This window comes from Serratia sp. CY82433 (genome assembly GCF_052166535.1).
GTDB classification, from domain to species: Bacteria; Pseudomonadota; Gammaproteobacteria; order Enterobacterales; family Enterobacteriaceae; genus Serratia; species Serratia sarumanii.
In genome coordinates this window covers 237,793-253,696 of the sequence record NZ_JBJNOR010000007.1, presented here as the reverse complement: position 1 = coordinate 253,696, position 15,904 = coordinate 237,793, and the positions used below count along the sequence as shown (strand labels likewise).

At 59.7% G+C, this 15,904-nt stretch carries 17 protein-coding genes; 8 read left to right on the top strand and 9 right to left on the bottom strand.

Features of this window, described 5'->3' with window-relative positions; all coding sequences use genetic code 11:
* Positions 1-223: 223 nt before the first annotated feature.
* Positions 224-787: a D-glycero-beta-D-manno-heptose 1,7-bisphosphate 7-phosphatase gene (gmhB, locus tag ACJ8PI_RS23305; protein ID WP_033635715.1), complete on the bottom strand. Its 564-nt coding sequence runs from the start codon at positions 785-787 to the stop codon at positions 224-226.
* A 188-nt stretch (positions 788-975) separates the two neighbouring features.
* Here gmhB and metN point away from each other — a divergent pair, with 188 nt between their 5' ends.
* The 6 genes from metN (at position 976) to proS (ending at position 6,570) form a co-directional block, all read left to right on the top strand.
* Positions 976-2,007 (top strand): methionine ABC transporter ATP-binding protein MetN, encoded by a 1,032-nt coding sequence (gene metN / locus ACJ8PI_RS23300; protein WP_004932012.1) that lies wholly within the window; start codon positions 976-978, stop codon positions 2,005-2,007.
* Positions 2,000-2,653, top strand: a complete 654-nt coding sequence (locus ACJ8PI_RS23295) for a methionine ABC transporter permease MetI (RefSeq protein ID WP_004932010.1) — start codon at positions 2,000-2,002, stop codon at positions 2,651-2,653. Before metN ends, ACJ8PI_RS23295 begins: the two co-directional genes overlap by 8 nt.
* A 39-nt stretch (positions 2,654-2,692) precedes the next feature.
* Positions 2,693-3,508, top strand: coding sequence for a MetQ/NlpA family lipoprotein (locus tag ACJ8PI_RS23290; protein ID WP_033635716.1), 816 nt, complete (start codon positions 2,693-2,695; stop codon positions 3,506-3,508).
* Positions 3,509-3,622: 114 nt separating this feature from the next.
* The gene (gene rcsF, locus ACJ8PI_RS23285) at positions 3,623-4,027 is read left to right on the top strand and encodes an Rcs stress response system protein RcsF (protein WP_442528230.1); all 405 of its coding nucleotides are present in this window, start codon (positions 3,623-3,625) and stop codon (positions 4,025-4,027) included.
* On the top strand, positions 4,024-4,731 hold the full coding sequence (tsaA, locus tag ACJ8PI_RS23280) for a tRNA (N6-threonylcarbamoyladenosine(37)-N6)-methyltransferase TrmO (protein ID WP_060429197.1): 708 nt from the start codon (positions 4,024-4,026) through the stop codon (positions 4,729-4,731). Before rcsF ends, tsaA begins: the two co-directional genes overlap by 4 nt.
* A 120-nt stretch (positions 4,732-4,851) precedes the next feature.
* On the top strand, positions 4,852-6,570 hold the full coding sequence (gene proS / locus ACJ8PI_RS23275) for a proline--tRNA ligase (protein ID WP_033655309.1): 1,719 nt from the start codon (positions 4,852-4,854) through the stop codon (positions 6,568-6,570).
* Positions 6,571-6,630: 60 nt separating this feature from the next.
* Here the strand turns inward: proS and nlpE are convergent, their stop codons facing one another.
* Genes nlpE through ACJ8PI_RS23260 form a run of 3 tightly spaced genes read right to left on the bottom strand, consistent with a single transcriptional unit; the run spans position 6,631 to position 8,309 of the window.
* Positions 6,631-7,314 carry an envelope stress response activation lipoprotein NlpE gene (gene nlpE, locus ACJ8PI_RS23270; RefSeq protein WP_033655310.1) on the bottom strand — a complete coding sequence of 228 codons (684 nt, stop codon included), beginning with the start codon at positions 7,312-7,314 and terminating at the stop codon, positions 6,631-6,633.
* Positions 7,315-7,343: 29 nt separating this feature from the next.
* Complete coding sequence (gene arfB / locus ACJ8PI_RS23265; RefSeq protein WP_028127523.1) at positions 7,344-7,757, bottom strand: alternative ribosome rescue aminoacyl-tRNA hydrolase ArfB; 414 nt, start codon at positions 7,755-7,757, stop codon at positions 7,344-7,346.
* Positions 7,758-7,760: 3 nt separating this feature from the next.
* Positions 7,761-8,309 carry a YaeQ family protein gene (locus tag ACJ8PI_RS23260; RefSeq protein ID WP_025304016.1) on the bottom strand — a complete coding sequence of 183 codons (549 nt, stop codon included), beginning with the start codon at positions 8,307-8,309 and terminating at the stop codon, positions 7,761-7,763.
* Between the two features lie 213 nt (positions 8,310-8,522).
* Between ACJ8PI_RS23260 and ACJ8PI_RS23255 the strand changes: the two genes are divergently transcribed.
* On the top strand, positions 8,523-8,723 hold the full coding sequence (locus ACJ8PI_RS23255) for a YaeP family protein (RefSeq protein ID WP_004931993.1): 201 nt from the start codon (positions 8,523-8,525) through the stop codon (positions 8,721-8,723).
* Positions 8,710-8,973, top strand: coding sequence for a Rho-binding antiterminator (gene rof, locus ACJ8PI_RS23250; RefSeq protein ID WP_004931991.1), 264 nt, complete (start codon positions 8,710-8,712; stop codon positions 8,971-8,973). The genes ACJ8PI_RS23255 and rof overlap by 14 nt, the downstream gene beginning before the upstream one ends.
* A 50-nt stretch (positions 8,974-9,023) precedes the next feature.
* Here the strand turns inward: rof and ACJ8PI_RS23245 are convergent, their stop codons facing one another.
* The 5 genes from ACJ8PI_RS23245 to cadB form a co-directional block, all read right to left on the bottom strand.
* Positions 9,024-9,338: a c-type cytochrome gene (locus tag ACJ8PI_RS23245; RefSeq protein WP_033635721.1), complete on the bottom strand. Its 315-nt coding sequence runs from the start codon at positions 9,336-9,338 to the stop codon at positions 9,024-9,026.
* The gene (tilS, locus tag ACJ8PI_RS23240) at positions 9,338-10,669 is read right to left on the bottom strand and encodes a tRNA lysidine(34) synthetase TilS (RefSeq protein ID WP_164134888.1); all 1,332 of its coding nucleotides are present in this window, start codon (positions 10,667-10,669) and stop codon (positions 9,338-9,340) included. Before tilS ends, ACJ8PI_RS23245 begins: the two co-directional genes overlap by 1 nt.
* Positions 10,670-10,725: 56 nt before the next feature.
* The gene (dtpD, locus tag ACJ8PI_RS23235; protein ID WP_164134889.1) at positions 10,726-12,177 is read right to left on the bottom strand and encodes a dipeptide permease DtpD; all 1,452 of its coding nucleotides are present in this window, start codon (positions 12,175-12,177) and stop codon (positions 10,726-10,728) included.
* Positions 12,178-12,245: 68 nt separating this feature from the next.
* Positions 12,246-14,384: a lysine decarboxylase CadA gene (gene cadA, locus ACJ8PI_RS23230; RefSeq protein ID WP_033635725.1), complete on the bottom strand. Its 2,139-nt coding sequence runs from the start codon at positions 14,382-14,384 to the stop codon at positions 12,246-12,248.
* Between the two features lie 95 nt (positions 14,385-14,479).
* Positions 14,480-15,823 carry a cadaverine/lysine antiporter gene (cadB, locus tag ACJ8PI_RS23225; RefSeq protein ID WP_033635727.1) on the bottom strand — a complete coding sequence of 448 codons (1,344 nt, stop codon included), beginning with the start codon at positions 15,821-15,823 and terminating at the stop codon, positions 14,480-14,482.
* Between the last annotated feature and the right edge of the window lie 81 nt (positions 15,824-15,904).

Below are 15,904 nucleotides of genomic sequence, written 5' to 3'. Positions count from 1 at the left end.
AGTTAGGCGCTTTCGCTTGCTAACTCGAGGTGGCGTATATTACGCTTTCCTCTTTCAGAGTCAACCCTAATTTTCAGGATTTTTTCTCTTTCTTCCCGGCCGCTGTGTGAAGTGAATCATTTGCGCCGTGTCGATGGAGGCGCATTATAGGGATCCGGTTCAGAATAACAAGCGATAATATGCATTTTTTATCTGACCGCTCACTATTCATTCGTAACGCCTATTAAACCCGCTTTTTGATGGCTTCAGGCAGGTCCGCCAGGCTATTTAGCACCCAATCGGCCAGCTTTTCGCCCTGCTCCGTCACCGGCTTGCCGGTACGCACCAGCACCTTGGTGCCGACGCCGGCCGCGATCGCCGCCTGCATATCTTCCGGTTTATCGCCCACCATATAAGAAGCGGCCATATCGATGTTCAATTCCTGCTGCGCTTGCAGCAGCATGCCCGGCTGCGGTTTACGGCAGTCACACACCTGACGATACTCTTCTACTACCGCCTCCGGATGGTGCGGGCAGAAATAGATGCCGTCGAAGTCAACGTCGCGATCGGCCAGCGACCAGTCCATCCACTCGGTCAGGTACATGAATTGGTCTTCGCTGAACTTGCCGCGCGCAATGCCGGACTGGTTGGTCACCATTACCAGCGCGAAGCCCATCTTTTTGAGTTCGCGACAGGCGTCAATCACGCCGTCAATAAAGTGGAAGTTGTCGATTTCATGGACATAGCCATGGTCAACGTTAATCGTACCGTCACGATCGAGAAAAATTGCTGGAACGCTTTGTGTCACCGCTTTGCTCCTGAGGGCCTGTATACGCTGACAGTATCGCATGTTTTACCCCACGCTGAGAACGCCGGAGAACGTCGTTGGCCGTTGACTTGGACGTCTAGACGCCTTAACATCTGATTCATACCTTGGTTCCACGCCGAGGTTTACTTTTATCTAGCCACGGGCAACCACGCTAAAATAAGAAGAATATGATTAAACTTTCTAACATCACTAAAGTGTTCCAGCAGGGTTCGCGCACCATTACCGCGCTCTCTGACGTGACCCTTCACGTCCCTGCCGGGCAAATCTATGGCGTCATCGGTTCCTCCGGCGCCGGTAAAAGCACGCTGATTCGCTGCGCCAACATGCTGGAGCGCCCAACGTCCGGCCAGGTGCTGGTCGATGGTCAGGATCTGACCTCGCTGTCGGAAAGCGAACTGACGCGCGCCCGTCGCCAAATCGGCATGATCTTCCAGCACTTCAACCTGCTCTCTTCCCGCACGGTGTTCGGCAACGTGGCGCTGCCGCTGGAGCTGGACAATACGCCGCGCGCCGAGATCAAAAAGCGCGTGACCGAACTGCTGGAGTTGGTCGGCCTGGCGGACAAGCACGACGCCTACCCGGCCAATCTGTCCGGCGGCCAGAAACAGCGCGTGGCGATCGCCCGCGCGCTGGCCAGCAATCCTAAAGTGCTGCTGTGCGATGAAGCCACCAGCGCGTTGGATCCGGCCACCACCCGTTCCATCCTGGAACTGCTGAAAGACATCAACCGCCGGCTGGGCCTGACCATTCTGCTGATCACCCATGAAATGGACGTGGTGAAACGCATCTGCGACCAGGTCGCGGTCATCAGCCAGGGGCAACTGATCGAAAAAGACAGCGTCAGCGAAGTGTTCTCGCACCCGAAAACCCCGCTGGCCCAGCAGTTCATTCAGTCCACATTGCATCTGGATATCCCGGACGACTACGCCGCGCGCCTGTCGCCGGAGCGTCAGGGCGACCGCCAACCGCTGCTGCGCCTGGAGTTCACCGGCCAGTCGGTCGATGCGCCGCTGCTGTCTGAAGCCGCTCGCCGCTTCAACGTGAACAACAACATTATCAGCGCCCAGATGGATTATGCCGGCGGCGTGAAATTCGGCGTGATGCTGGCGGAGCTGCACGGCAGCGACGAAGACGCGCTGGCGACGATTAAGTTCCTGCAGGAAAATCAGGTAAAAGTAGAGGTTCTGGGTTATGTCTGAGGCAATGATGTGGTTGATGGCGCGTGGCGTGTGGGAAACCGTCATGATGACCTTTGTCTCCGGCTTCTTCGGTTTCGTGCTCGGCCTGCCGGTAGGTGTGCTGTTGTATGTCACCCGCCCGGGGCAGATCATCGCCAACAACTCGCTGTATAAAATCCTGTCCGGGCTGGTGAACATCTTCCGTTCTATCCCGTTCATTATCCTGCTGGTTTGGATGATTCCGTTTACCCGCATGATCGTCGGCACCTCTATCGGTCTGCAGGCGGCCATCGTGCCGTTGACCGTGGGCGCCGCGCCGTTCATCGCGCGCATGGTGGAAAACGCCCTGCTGGAGATCCCGTCCGGTCTGGTGGAAGCGGCGCGCGCCATGGGCGCCACGCCGATGCAGATCATCAAGAAAGTGTTGCTGCCGGAAGCCCTGCCGGGCCTGGTCAACGCCGCGACCATCACGCTGATCACCCTGGTGGGCTACTCCGCCATGGGCGGCGCAGTCGGCGCCGGCGGTCTGGGCCAAATCGGTTACCAATACGGTTATATCGGTTATAACGCCACAGTGATGAATACCGTATTAGTATTACTGGTAGTTTTGGTTTATCTGATCCAATTCTGCGGCGATCGCATCGTCAAAGCCGTTACCCATAAATAGTTTCACAGCATGTTAATGCGAGTCTAATGAGGAAGGGATATGTCGTTAAAATTTAAATCCATCGCGGCAATTGGCGCACTGATCGGCTCTCTGGCTCTGGCGGGCTGCGGCCAGGATGAAAAGAATCCGAACCACATCAAGGTCGGCGTGATCGTCGGCGCTGAGCAGCAAGTGGCCGAGGTGGCTCAGAAAGTGGCGAAAGAGAAATACGGTCTGGACGTTGAGCTGGTCACTTTCAACGACTACGTGCTGCCTAACGAAGCGTTGAGCAAAGGCGATATCGACCTGAACGCCTTCCAGCACAAGCCATATCTGGATCAGCAGATCAAAGATCGCGGCTACAAGCTGGTGCCGGTCGGCAACACCTTTGTTTACCCGATCGCCGGTTACTCCAAGAAAATCAAATCGTTGGACGAGCTGAAAGAGGGGTCTCAGATCGCACTGCCTAACGATCCGACCAACCTGGGCCGTTCGCTGCTGCTGCTGCAGAAAGTCGGCCTGATCAAACTGAAAGACGGCGTTGGCCTGCTGCCGACCGTGCTGGACGTGACCGAGAACCCGAAAAACCTGAAGCTGGTTGAGCTGGAAGCGCCTCAGCTGCCGCGTTCTCTGGACGATCAGCAGATCGCGCTGGCGGTGATCAACACCACCTACGCCAGCCAGATCGGTCTGACGCCGGCGAAAGACGGCCTGTTCGTGGAAGATAAAGACTCGCCTTACGTCAACCTGCTGGTTGCGCGCGAAGATAACAAAGATGCGGAAAACGTGAAGAAATTCGTACAGGCCTATCAGTCTGACGAAGTGGACGCCGCCGCCAACAAAATCTTCAACGGCGGTGCGGTGAAAGGCTGGTAAGCGCTTATTCGCCAATTTTATTCCTATAATTGCAAGACGGGCCAAGGCCCGTCTTGTTATTTCCGCCATAGATTGCTTCAATAGCGCCACTTTCATTAAGGCAGAGGAATCTCAATGCGTGTTTTACCTCTCTGTTTGTTAGCGCTCGCGCTGGCCGGATGTTCATCGCAACGTATCGCGCCGTCCTCAACAAACAGCACCAGCAAGCCGACCACTACCGCCCCGGCCAAGACCACGCCGGCCGCCCGCCCCGCTCCGGTAAAACTGTACAAAAGTGCAGAAGAGCTCGTGGGCAAGCCATTCCGCAATCTGGGTGAAGTGTCCGGCGAATCGTGCCAAACCACCGTACAAGACTCCCCACCGAATCTGGCCACCGCCCGTAAACGCATGCAGATCCGCGCGTCTTACATGAAGGCCAACGCCGTGCTGCTGCACGACTGCCAGATTGTCAGCGGCGTCGCCGGTTGTTACCAGCAGGCCGTCTGCCAGGGCTCGGCGCTTAACGTCTCGTCCAAATGACCGAATTCGTTTTCGAGCAGATCGGCGTGATCCGCTCGCCATATAAAGAAAAATTCGCCGTTCCCCGCCAGCCGGGGCTGGTCGAAGACGGTGGCGGCGAACTGCTGCTGCTGCCACCTTACAACCAGGCGGAGGCGGTACGCGGCCTCAGCGATTTCAGCCATCTGTGGGTGATGTTCATTTTCCATCAAACCCTGGAAGGCGGCTGGCGGCCGACGGTGCGCCCGCCGCGTTTAGGCGGCAATGCCCGCATGGGCGTATTCGCCACCCGCTCCACCTTCCGCCCCAACCCGCTCGGCATGTCCCTGATCGAACTGAAAGGCGTGCGGGTGAAAAACGGCGAAGTGGCGCTGGAGCTGGGCAGCCTCGATCTGGTCGACGGCACCCCGGTGGTAGACATCAAGCCTTATCTGCCGTTCGCCGAGAGCCAACCGCAGGCCCGCGCCGGTTTTGCCCAGGCCGCGCCCGCCGGCGATATGCCGGTGCATTTCGCGCCTCAGGCCGAGCAGCAGCTGCAGCAACATCAGGCGCGTTATCCGCAATTAAGGCGTTTTATCAGCCAGGTGCTGGCGCAAGATCCCCGTCCCGCCTATCGTAAAGGAGAGGACGTCGAACGGGATTACGCCGTCTGGCTGCTGGATTTCAACGTGCGCTGGCGCGTCGTGGACGGTCATACCGAAGTGTTGGCGCTCGACCCGCGTTAAAATTCCGCCGCCTCTCTTTTGGCGACCCGCTCGCGCTGGTAAACTAAACCACTTTTGTCACTTTTGGCCGCCACTCTGGCAGCCCGATGCAATTTGCAGTTCTAACGGAACCAAAACACCATGCGTACTAGCCAATATCTGCTCTCCACATTGAAGGAGACACCTGCCGACGCCGAAGTGATCAGCCACCAGCTGATGCTGCGCGCCGGGATGATCCGCAAGCTGGCCTCCGGTCTTTACACCTGGCTGCCGACCGGCCTGCGCGTTCTGAAAAAGGTTGAAAACATCGTTCGCGAAGAAATGAACAATGCTAACGCGATCGAAGTGTCCATGCCGGTGGTTCAGCCTGCCGATCTGTGGCAGGAAAGCGGCCGTTGGGAGCAATACGGCCCCGAGCTGCTGCGCTTCGTCGACCGCGGCGATCGTCCGTTCGTGCTGGGCCCGACGCATGAAGAAGTGATCACCGATCTGATCCGCAACGAGATCAGCTCATACAAACAGCTGCCGCTGAACTTCTTCCAGATCCAGACCAAGTTCCGTGATGAAGTGCGCCCGCGTTTCGGCGTAATGCGTTCCCGTGAGTTCCTGATGAAGGATGCCTACTCCTTCCATACCTCGCAGGAGTCTCTGCAAGAGACTTACGACGCGATGTACGAAGCGTACAGCAAAATCTTCAGCCGCATGGGTCTGGATTTCCGCCCGGTGCAGGCCGATACCGGCTCGATCGGCGGCAGCGCCTCGCACGAATTCCAGGTGCTGGCAGACAGCGGTGAAGACGATATCGTGTTCTCCACCGGTTCCGACTTCGCCGCCAACATCGAGCTGGCGGAAGCGGTCGCGCCGGCGGCGCCTCGCGCGGCGGCCGGCGAAGAATTGCGTCTGGTGGATACGCCGAACGCCAAAACCATCGTTGAGCTGGTCGATCAGTTCCAGCTGCCGGTGGAAAAAACCGTGAAGACGCTGATGGTGCGCGCCACCGAAGAGAGCGGCCACAAGCTGGTTGCCCTGCTGGTGCGCGGCGATCACGAGCTGAACGAAGTCAAGGCCGAGAAGCTGGCGCAGGTTGCCACGCCGCTGACCTTCGCCACTGAAGAAGAAATTCGCGCCATCGTCGGCGCCGGCCCGGGTTCACTCGGCCCGGTCAACCTGCCGATGCCGGTGGTTGCCGACCGCAGCGTGGCGGCGATGAGCGACTTTGGCGCCGGCGCCAACGTCGACGGCAAACACTACTTCGGCATCAACTGGGAGCGCGATCTGCCGCTGCCGCAGGTGGCCGATATCCGTAACGTGGTGGACGGCGACGCCAGCCCGGACGGTCAGGGCACGCTGCTGATCAAACGCGGCATCGAAGTGGGCCATATCTTCCAGCTCGGCACCAAGTACTCGGAAGCGATGAAAGCGACCGTGCAGGGCGAAGACGGCCGCAACCAGGTGCTGACCATGGGTTGCTACGGCATCGGGGTCACGCGCGTCGTGGCCGCCGCCATCGAGCAGAATCACGACGAACGCGGCATCATCTGGCCGGACGCCATCGCGCCGTTCCAGGTCGCTATCCTGCCGATGAACATGCACAAGTCGTTCCGCGTGCAGGCGCTGGCCGAAGAGCTGTACAACACCCTGCGCTCCCACGGCATCGACGTGATCCTCGATGACCGCAAAGAGCGCCCGGGCGTGATGTTCGCGGATATGGAGCTGATCGGCGTGCCGCACTCTATCGTTATCGGCGACCGCAATCTCGACAACGAAGAGATCGAGTACAAGAACCGCCGCGTCGGCGAGAAGCAAATGATCAAAACCGGCGAAATCGTTGATTTCCTGCTGGGCCAGATCAAACGCTAAGCGACGAATGCCAGAAAGTAAAAAACCCGCCTAGGCGGGTTTTTTTATATCCGAAATCGCTTATTTGCTGCTGCAGTTCTTGCTGCGGTCAAACACGATTTTGCCGTCCGGCACCAGCGCCTTCTCGGTCAGACCTTCCTCCATCGACGGCTGCACGCTGAAGTGCGCGCTGAACGTCAGGAATACCGGCTCGCCGGCGGTCTTGTATGCTTTGGCGTAACCTTGCTCCAGCGCGATGTTGTTGTCCACCGGGAAGGTTTTGCCAGTAGCGCAGTCCTTGAAGACCGCCGCGTCCGCCATATAGGTGTAGCTGCCTTTCAGCGTCATCGGCGTTTTAGGCAACGGCTTCTCAACCGGATCCAGACGGTAATTCAGCTTGGACTCGATCGGCACGCCGCTGCGATCCAGCATTTCCAGGCTCTTGCCCACCGGGCGGAAATAGCGTTTCTCGCCGTTGCTGTCGGTCAGCACCAGCTTATCCGCGGTGCGCGCCCATTTGCCGTAGTCGGCAAAGGTCTGATCGCCGTCTTTGGTGCCACGATAGGTTTCCTGCAGCACGAAGGTGCCGTCCTCATCCAGGAACAGCGCCGTCTCCAGACCGCCGCAATCGGCGCAAGGCAACACCCCTTGATAGCTCTGCGGCATTGGCTGCAGCGGTTGTTCCTTCGGCTGATAATGATTGTTGCATCCCAACAACGAGAGTGCGCCTGCCGCGAGGAACAGGGCTACCGTAATTTTTTTCACAGTTATTCTCCTACTGTGTTCATGTATTCCTAAGTGCGAACCTTGCCACGCAGCGCCTTGGTGGCGCCTTTACGCGCCTTGCCTTCCAGGCGACGCAGTTTGGCCCCTTTTGTGGGCTTGGTCGCCTTGCGCGTTTTTTCCACCACCATCGCCTGCCGAATCAGCGCGGCCAGCCTGGCCAACGCCGCTTCGCGATTCAATTCCTGACTGCGATACTCTTGCGCCTTGATAATCACCACGCCATCGGCGGTAATGAGATGATGATTCAGCGCCAGCAGCCGTTCCTTATAATACTCTGGCAGGCTGGATGCCCGGATGTCAAAGCGCAAATGGATCGCCGTTGAGGTTTTGTTCACGTGCTGGCCGCCCGCGCCCTGCGCGCGGATCGCCGTCAATTCCAGCTCATTATCCGGTATGGCGACGTTTCTTGACAGTTCCAGCACCGGTTACACCTGTGCCTGCTGCCACTCGGCAAACTGGATTTCCAGACTATTCTGAGCATCGGACAGCCAAATAGTTCCCTCCTGCAACGTCGCCTGCAGCGTCATGGTGCGGCTGGCCAGCGCAGTCAGGCGCGCCAGCTGTTCGTCGTCGAGGAAACGCACGCTCAGGTTCTTGTAGCCGGCCACCTTGCCCTGCATTCCTTGCCACCACACGTGCGCGGCGCGCTCGCCGTAGGCGTACAGCACCACGCGCGGCGACTGGTTGCAGGCCTTGCGGATGCGTTTTTCGTCGGGCAACCCCATCTCGATCCACATTTCCAGCCCATTGTGGTCGTTGCGCTGCCAGATCTCCGGCTCGTCGTCGGCGCTCAGTCCTTTGGTGAACACCAGCCGCTCGTCGGCATGGCAGATCCAGGCCAACAGGCGCAGCATCATGCGCTGCTCGTTTTCGGACGGGTGTTGCGCCAGCGTCAGCGTGGCGTCGTGGTAGAAGTGACGATCCATATCAGCGATATTGACCGCGGCTTTATAAATGGTTGCTTTCAGCGCCATGGGTGACCTCGTTATTATCCGGCGACAGTGTACTTGATCAGGGCCGAACGCCGCCAGCGCGGCCCGGCCGCGGCAGTGCGAAAGGCGTGCCGGGGTGCTGATAACTCCATAACAGCTGTGCTATAGTCGTCTGGGATAGGATAAAACTCCAAGAGCCTGCGCCTCATCGCGATAGTAGTCTTGATGATGCAGAGGTTCTTAAGGGAGGAAACTGTGCAACAATACTGTGAGTTAGTACGCCGTACTTACGCCGAGATTGGCAGTGGAGATCTTGGCTACGTGCCCGATGCGCTGGCTTGTGCGTTAAAGGCATTGGACGATGTCGCAGCGAACGATGCGCTACCGTCCTCCGTTAGGGAACAGGCGGCCTTTGCCGCCGCTAACTTATTGGTGAGCGACTATGTTGATGAATGATGAGTACCAACCCATCAATTGCGATGACTACGACAACCTGGAACTCGCCTGTCAGCATAAACTTATTCTGAAGCTGGAGTTACGCGACGGAGAAGTGATCGAGGCCAAGGCGATCGACCTGCTGCAAAAGAAACGCGTTGAGTATCTGACCATCGAACAGAATGGCCAACAGCGCGACCTGCGTCTGGACCATATCAGCAGTTTCAGTCATCCGGAAATCGGTACCGTGGTCGTCAGTCTGTCGGACTGAGCAGCGGTAACCCCATCCCAACAGGGCAGCCCAACGGCTGCCCTCGTCATTTACGGCTTCAGGCTGGCGTAAAAGGCCGCCAGATCGGCGATATCGTCATCCGACAGCCCCGACACGTAGGCCTTCATCACCTCGGCCTGGCCGCCGTTGCGCTCCCCTTTCTTGTACGCCTGCAGCGCGTGCTGCAGGTACATGGCGTTCTGCCCGGCCAGATTCGGGTACATCGGCACCGTCACCTTGCCCTGCGCGCCGTGGCACGCCGCGCAGGCGGCGGCTTTCGCCTGGCCGGCCGCCGCATCCCCCGCCGCCAACGCCGGCAGGCTGAACAGACCGGCGGCCAACAGCGTGATCCCCACAAACTTCATTATTGCTCCTCGTAATTATGATTTTTTTCCCAGCGCAGCCGCCACGGACGTTCGCCTTCCGGCACCTGCCCCGCCTCACAAACGAATACGCCCAGCGCGGCGATCAGCTGCTCATCATAATAAATCAACGGGATGCGTTCACGCTGCCAGGGCGGGATCCCCAGCTCCTGCCACAATTTTTTTATTGGCCGCGAATGGGCGCGCCCCACGATGCGCACCGCGCCCTGCACGCCGCCGAAACGAATGCTGATCCGCTGCGACGGCTGCGGCGCGCGCAGCGCCAGCTCGCCCTCACCGGCGACAAGCCGCCCCAGCCCGTCCGGCAGCGCCAGCGGCTGGTCAGGCTGCCAGGGCAGATGCACATCGCGCAGCGCCGCCAGCGGCGGCAACAGGTGCAACCGGCCGCGGAAACGGCGAATCTGATAGGCGCCGAGCTGCAGTTGCGGTTCGGCATCCTCCCGGCTGAGCGCCACCTCCTCCCACAGGCGCTGAAGCTGCTCACGCGCCGGCATGGTGACGTTAAACAACGCGATCCAGCGCCGCAGCAAGGCGAAGCGCCGCACCGGCGAACAGTCCGTCAGGCCGTCGATCGCCAATGAGCGATCCGCCGCCAACAGGCTTTGCAGCGGTTCCGCCAGCAGTTCGTCCAGCAGCTGCTCCTGCTCGGCGCACAGGCCGGCGCTGCGCGCCACCGCCGAGGCGAAGTGCGGCCAGCGCTGGTTGAGCTGCGGCAACACCTGCAACCGCAGGAAATTGCGATCGAAGCGCGTGTCCTGATTGCTGTCGTCATCTATCCAGGTTAAGGCGTGGCGTTGCGCGTAGTTTTCCAACGTCTGGCGTGAGCAACCCAACAGTGGCCGCAACAGCAGGTGCTCGCCCAACGCGGTGCGCGCCGCCATCGCCGACAGCCCCGCCGGCCCGCTGCCGCGCTTGAGCGCCAGCAGGAAGGTTTCGCTTTGATCGTCGAGGTGTTGGGCGGTGAGTAGCGCTTCGCCCTCCGTTAGCGCGGCGCTGAAGGCGGCATAGCGCGCCGCGCGCGCCGCCGCTTCGATGCCGCCCTGGCGGGCGTCCACCTGCACGTGCGTCACCGTCAGCGGGATCTGCCAGTCGGCGCAGCGGCTGCGGCAATGCTCAACCCAGCGGTCGGCGAAGGCGCTCAGGCCGTGATGCACATGCAGCGCGCGCAGTTGCATTCCCGGACGCCGGCGGCGCAACGCCGCCAGCACATGCAGCAGTACGCTGGAATCCAGGCCGCCGCTGAACGCCACCAGCAGCCGCTGCTGCGCGCCCAACTGGTCTGCCACCCGCGTCGTTAATTGATCAGTATTCATCGGTCGGCTTTGTCACTTCTACATAGCTGCACGTTAACCCCGCCTACCGTCATCAATCAAGCATTAACCGTCCGTGCCTGGCGCCGCGTCAGCAGCCACCAACCGCCCAGCACCGCGATCACCGCCAGCGCGCATCCGGCCGCTCCCCAGCCAATCTGGGCGAAAATGCGGCCATACGCCTGCATCGCCGCCCCCTCGACGTGATCCTCGGCGGTCTGGTTGGCGATGATGCCCGCCAGATAGTTGGCGATCGAGCCGGTCGCCAGCATATAGATGCCGGTCAGCACGCCGGTGGCGCCGGGGATATTCAGCCGGGTGATCTGCGCCATCGCCACCGGATCGATAAACAGTTCGGCGAAGCCCATCACCGCCAGGCCGGCGATCATCAGCCCCATCGATCCCGGCCCGTGCAGCCGCGTATTGAGTGCCATCAGCGTAAAGCCGACGCCGATCAACAGCAGACCGAAGGCGAACTTGCACCAGATGCGCAGCGTGCGATCGCCCGTACCGTCGCCGTTCGCCAGCCATGCCAGCGCCACGCCGCCCAGCATCACCGCGCAGGCGTTAACCGACTGGAACAGCGCGGTCGGCACCGTCCAGCCGAACCAGCGCCGATCGACGAAGTGATCGATAAACAGGCTGATGGAGCTGCCGCCCTGCTGGGCGAAAGCCCAGAACAGCGTGCCCAGCAGCATCAGCACAACAATCTGCCACAGCCCCCGGCGCTGGCCGGCGTCCGCACGCAGCATAATGCGTGCCACCAGCACCACCGCCGCCACGCACACCAGCCCGAGCAAATAGCCGGCCCAGTCGTGCACAAACAGCAGCGTGAAGAACAGCGGCGATGCCAGCAGCGCCACCAGCAGCCAACCCCAGTGCGGCAAGCCCAGGCTTTTGGCGCGCATCAGCGGTGCATTCACGCCGCGGGTATGGCGGAAGTGGCGCCCGCCGAGCAGGAAGATCGCCAGGCCGGCGAACATGCCGATCCCGGCCAACGCAAAGCCGACGTGCCAGCCATAGCGCTCGGCCGCCAGCCCACAGGCGATCGGCGCCAAAATGGAACCGACGTTGCCGGCGGCGTACAGCAGCGAGAAGCCCCCTTCGCGGCGCGAGTCGTGCGCCGGATACAGTTCGCCCAGCAGGCAGCTGATATTGGATTTGAACAGGCCGTAGCCGCAGATGATGATGGCCAGCGCCAGATAGAGCGACTGGGCGGAGACCGCGCTCAGGCCGAGTACGATATGCCCCAGCGTCATCAGCGCCGCGCCGGCAATCACCGCGACGCGATTGCCCAGCAGGCGGTCGGCGAGCCAGCCGCCCAAAATAGGAGTGACGTAAACTAACGAAGCGTAAGCGCTGTAGAGATCGATGGCGTGGCTGTCGGTATAGCCGAGTTGGTGGGTCAGATAGAGAATCAGTAACGCACGCATGCCGTAAAAGCTGAAATATTCCCAAATTTGTATGGCTACGACATAGTAGATTGCGCGCGGCTGTGAGGGTGTTTTCATGGAGGTCTCCCATCAGTCGGTGAACGGCAAAGGGGAAGCGCGAGCGCCTCCCCTGTTATTGGCTGCGGTTATTTCGCCTTCAGCACTTTCACCCGATAACGTCCATCCGCCTGACGATAGGCGCCGTGAATGTCGGTTTCAAAGCCCGGATAATGCGCGCCGATTTCGCACAGCATCTGCAGGAACTCCAGCACCGGCCGGCTCTCCTCGGTCAGCATTTCGCCCGGCATCACCAGCGGCACGCCCGGTGGGTATGGGAGGATCATATTGGCGTTGACCTTGCCGACCATCTCTTCCAGATAAACCTCTTCCACTTCGCCGTGCAGCTCTTTCTGGAACGCCTGGTATGGGTTCATCACCATGGTTGGCAGCACTTCGAACGCGCGATACATCAGGTCCGGCAGGTTGTGCTGCTCCACCAGGCGGTGAATGTTCTGCGCCAGATCCTGAATGCGCATGTTTTCATAGAAATCAGGCGCTTCCTGATACAGCGAAGGCAGCATGTTTTTCACCCGCAGGTTCAGATCGAACGAGCGTTTGAAGTCGGTCATCGCGCGCAGCAGGCTGAGCGCCTTGGTTTTGTCGATGCCGATGCTGAAAAGGAACAGCAGGTTGTACGGCCCGGTTTTCTCGACGATGATGCCGCGTTCGTCGAGGTATTTCGCCACGATGCTGGCCGGGATGCCGAACGGCTGCATCTCGCCTTCCTTGCTCATCCCCGGCGTCAGAATGGTGACCTTGATCGGGTCGAGATACATGTGTTCGTTATCGATGTTCTTGAAGCCGTGCCAGGCGCTGTCGGAACGCAGCGGCCAGCATTCCGGCTCATCGATATGCTCCGGCTGCCAGACGTCGAAGAACCAGCCGTCGGACTCGACTTTCAGGCGTTTGATCTCTTTGCGGAACTTGATCGCGCGCTCGATAGAGCCGTTGATCAGGCGCTTGCCGGCGTTGCCTTTCATCATCGCCGCGGCGGTTTCGGTCGACGCCACGATGCCGTAGTGCGGCGAGGTGGTGGTGTGCATCATGTAGGCTTCGTTGAAGGTTTCTTCGTTGATATCGCCCTTCACGTGAATCATCGAAGCCTGCGAGAAGGCCGCCAGCAGCTTGTGGGTGGACTGGGTTTCATAGATCACCTTGCCCTCCACGCGGCCGCCGCTCATGCCGCACTTGCCTTTATAGATCGGGTGGAAGTTGGTATAAGGCACCCAGGCGGAATCGAAGTGGATAGACTTCACGTCCAGGGTGTTCTTGATAAAGTCGGTGTTGTACAGCAGGCCGTCATAGGTGGAGTTGGTGATCACCGCGTGTACCGGCCAGGTGGCGTTCGGGGTCTCCTTCACGCGTTTGGCGATGGTGGCGCGCTGGAACTCGCTCTGCGGAATGCCGCCGAGGATGCCGTAGGCGTTGCGGGTCGGGCGGAAGTAGATCGGCGTGATGTCACTCATCATCATCAGGTGAGTCAGCGACTTGTGGCAGTTACGGTCAATCAGCACCGTGCTGCCCGCCGGCGCCGAATACATGCCGACGATCTTGTTGGCGGTGGAGGTGCCGTTGGTGACCATGTAGCTGCGTTCGGCGTTGAACACGCGGGAAATGTACTCTTCCGCCTCTTTGTGCGGGCCGGAGTGATCCAGCAGCGATCCCAGTTCGGACACCGAAATCGAGATATCCGACTTCATGGTGTTCGGGCCGAAGAAATCGTAGAACAGGCTGCCCACCGGGCTTTTCTGGAACGCGGTGCCGCCCATGTGGCCCGGCGTACAGAAGGTGTATTTGCCTTCGCGCACGTATTTGAACAGCGCCTTGGTCAACGGCGGCAGGATGGTGTCGATATACTCGTCGGTGTTCTGTTTGATCTTGGCGGCGATGTCGGTTGCCGCGCCGAGCGCATATTCGAAGAAGCGCACCTGCATGCGCAGATCGTTCAGGCTGACGTCCAGCGTCGAATAGGTGTTGGCGAACGCGTACAGCGGCATGTACTCGTTCAGCTGGCTGATCTCTTCGCACAGCTCCAGGTTGTATTTGTCCCAGTCGAAGATCACCCCGCACAAGCGGGCGTTGTTCTCGATCAGTTTCAGCAGGTCTTCGCGATCGTTAGGGTAAACGATGCGGAAATCCAGACTTTCCAGCGCCTGATGCAGTTCACGGATAGGCTCTTCTTTGAAGTAGACACCCATGTGATTCATGATGGCGATAACGTTCATATGCATTTCTCCTGGCAAAGCAAGCCCCTTCCCGTCGCGGCTGACAGGTCGGAAAGAAAGGGGCTGGGTAAATTCAGTCGGTCAGCGGACGCGAATCAGTGCGCTTTGGCCGTGGTGTTTTCATCGACCGCCGCGGCGTTGGCAGCCTGGCGGGTATTCATTTTCCGGGCGTAGAACATCAGGATAATCAGGCTGATGATAAAGGTGCCGGACAGTTCGAATGAGTTGGCGCCCATCAGCGCGATGAAGCAGAAACCGCAGCCGCACACCGAAGCGATCAGGCTCAGCAGGTTGCGCACGTTGACCCCTTCGAAGCGGATCAGGTCTACGCAGGAGTAGAAGTAAGGCAGCATGGTCAGCAGCACCGCGATGCCGGTCAGTTCGCCGAACAGGTCGGACGCTTTGCCGCCGGCGGAGCTCATCAGGGTGATCAGCACCATCAGCGCGGTCATTTTGCAGCCGGCCAGCAGCAGGCCTTTCTTCGGAATGCCGTTTTTATCCAGCTCGCCGTACACTTTCGGGAAGTTGCCGTCGTTGGCGGCGCGTACCCCGGCCTGGCCGACCAGCATCATCCACGAACCGAGCGACGTCAGGCAGGCGAAGGCAGTGAAGGCGGAAACCATCGGTGCTGCCCAGTTGCCCATAATCGCCGAGGCGCTGATGGCGAACGGCGCGCCGCTGGCGGCCATTTCAGACGCCGGGAACATACCGCTGATCACCTGAGTGGCGGCGATGTAGATAATGCCCGCCAGGCCGGTGCCGAGCATGGTTGCCAGCGGCACGGTGCGTTTCGGGTTTTTCACCATGCCGGTGCTGACCGCTGCGGATTCCACACCGATAAACGCCCACAGGCACAGCAGGATACTTTTAATCACCGCATGGCTGTCGGTGGTACCGGAGGTATTCCAGTTAGCCTGGTAGGTGGCGGCGTCAAACCAGTGCCAGCCGAGGGTGGCAGTCACGATCACCGGGATCAGCACCAGCACCAGGCCCAGGGTGGTCAAACGGCTGACCCAGGTTCCGCCCAGCATGTTGACGAAGGTGAAGATCCACACGATGGCGATACAGGCGATGCCGGCAGGTACCGGGTTATTCAGCGCCGGGAAGAAGGTGGAGAGATAAGAAACGGCGGTAATGCCGATGGCCAGGTTACCGATCCAGTTGGCATGGTAATAAAGCACGCCGGTCTGGAAACCGAAGGCCGGGGAAATTTCACCCGCATAAGCGATAGGGCCGCCCTGCTGCGGGTTTTTGGTGGCGAGGCGGGCATACACATAGGCCAGCGACATCGCCCCGATAATCGAGATCACCCATCCCCAAATGGCGATAGATCCGAGACTCGCCAGGTTGGCGGGCAATAAGGCAATCCCGCTCCCCATCATATTACCGGCGACGACGCCGGTGCAGGCAATAAGCCCTATTTTCTTGGGTGAAGCCATGGTCAGTTTCTCCTGATTTACGTTTCTTATAAGCCACACCCATAAATGAAAGATTTTAATGAGCCGGCTTGATAGTCAGGA

Bases quoted from the DNA above. Each gene is read 5' to 3' on its own strand.
- dtpD (WP_164134889.1), bottom strand. From the start codon at position 12,177: ATGAAAACACCCTCACAGCCGCGCGCAATCTACTATGTCGTAGCCATA.
- metN (WP_004932012.1), top strand. From the start codon at position 976: ATGATTAAACTTTCTAACATCACTAAAGTGTTCCAGCAGGGTTCGCGC.
- ACJ8PI_RS23245 (WP_033635721.1), bottom strand. From the start codon at position 9,338: ATGAAGTTTGTGGGGATCACGCTGTTGGCCGCCGGTCTGTTCAGCCTG.
- tilS (WP_164134888.1), bottom strand. From the start codon at position 10,669: ATGAATACTGATCAATTAACGACGCGGGTGGCAGACCAGTTGGGCGCG.
- ACJ8PI_RS23260 (WP_025304016.1), bottom strand. From the start codon at position 8,309: ATGGCGCTGAAAGCAACCATTTATAAAGCCGCGGTCAATATCGCTGAT.
- cadB (WP_033635727.1), bottom strand. From the start codon at position 15,823: ATGGCTTCACCCAAGAAAATAGGGCTTATTGCCTGCACCGGCGTCGTC.
- proS (WP_033655309.1), top strand. From the start codon at position 4,852: ATGCGTACTAGCCAATATCTGCTCTCCACATTGAAGGAGACACCTGCC.
- rof (WP_004931991.1), top strand. From the start codon at position 8,710: ATGTTGATGAATGATGAGTACCAACCCATCAATTGCGATGACTACGAC.
- rcsF (WP_442528230.1), top strand. From the start codon at position 3,623: ATGCGTGTTTTACCTCTCTGTTTGTTAGCGCTCGCGCTGGCCGGATGT.
- ACJ8PI_RS23290 (WP_033635716.1), top strand. From the start codon at position 2,693: ATGTCGTTAAAATTTAAATCCATCGCGGCAATTGGCGCACTGATCGGC.
- ACJ8PI_RS23295 (WP_004932010.1), top strand. From the start codon at position 2,000: ATGTCTGAGGCAATGATGTGGTTGATGGCGCGTGGCGTGTGGGAAACC.
- tsaA (WP_060429197.1), top strand. From the start codon at position 4,024: ATGACCGAATTCGTTTTCGAGCAGATCGGCGTGATCCGCTCGCCATAT.
- cadA (WP_033635725.1), bottom strand. From the start codon at position 14,384: ATGAACGTTATCGCCATCATGAATCACATGGGTGTCTACTTCAAAGAA.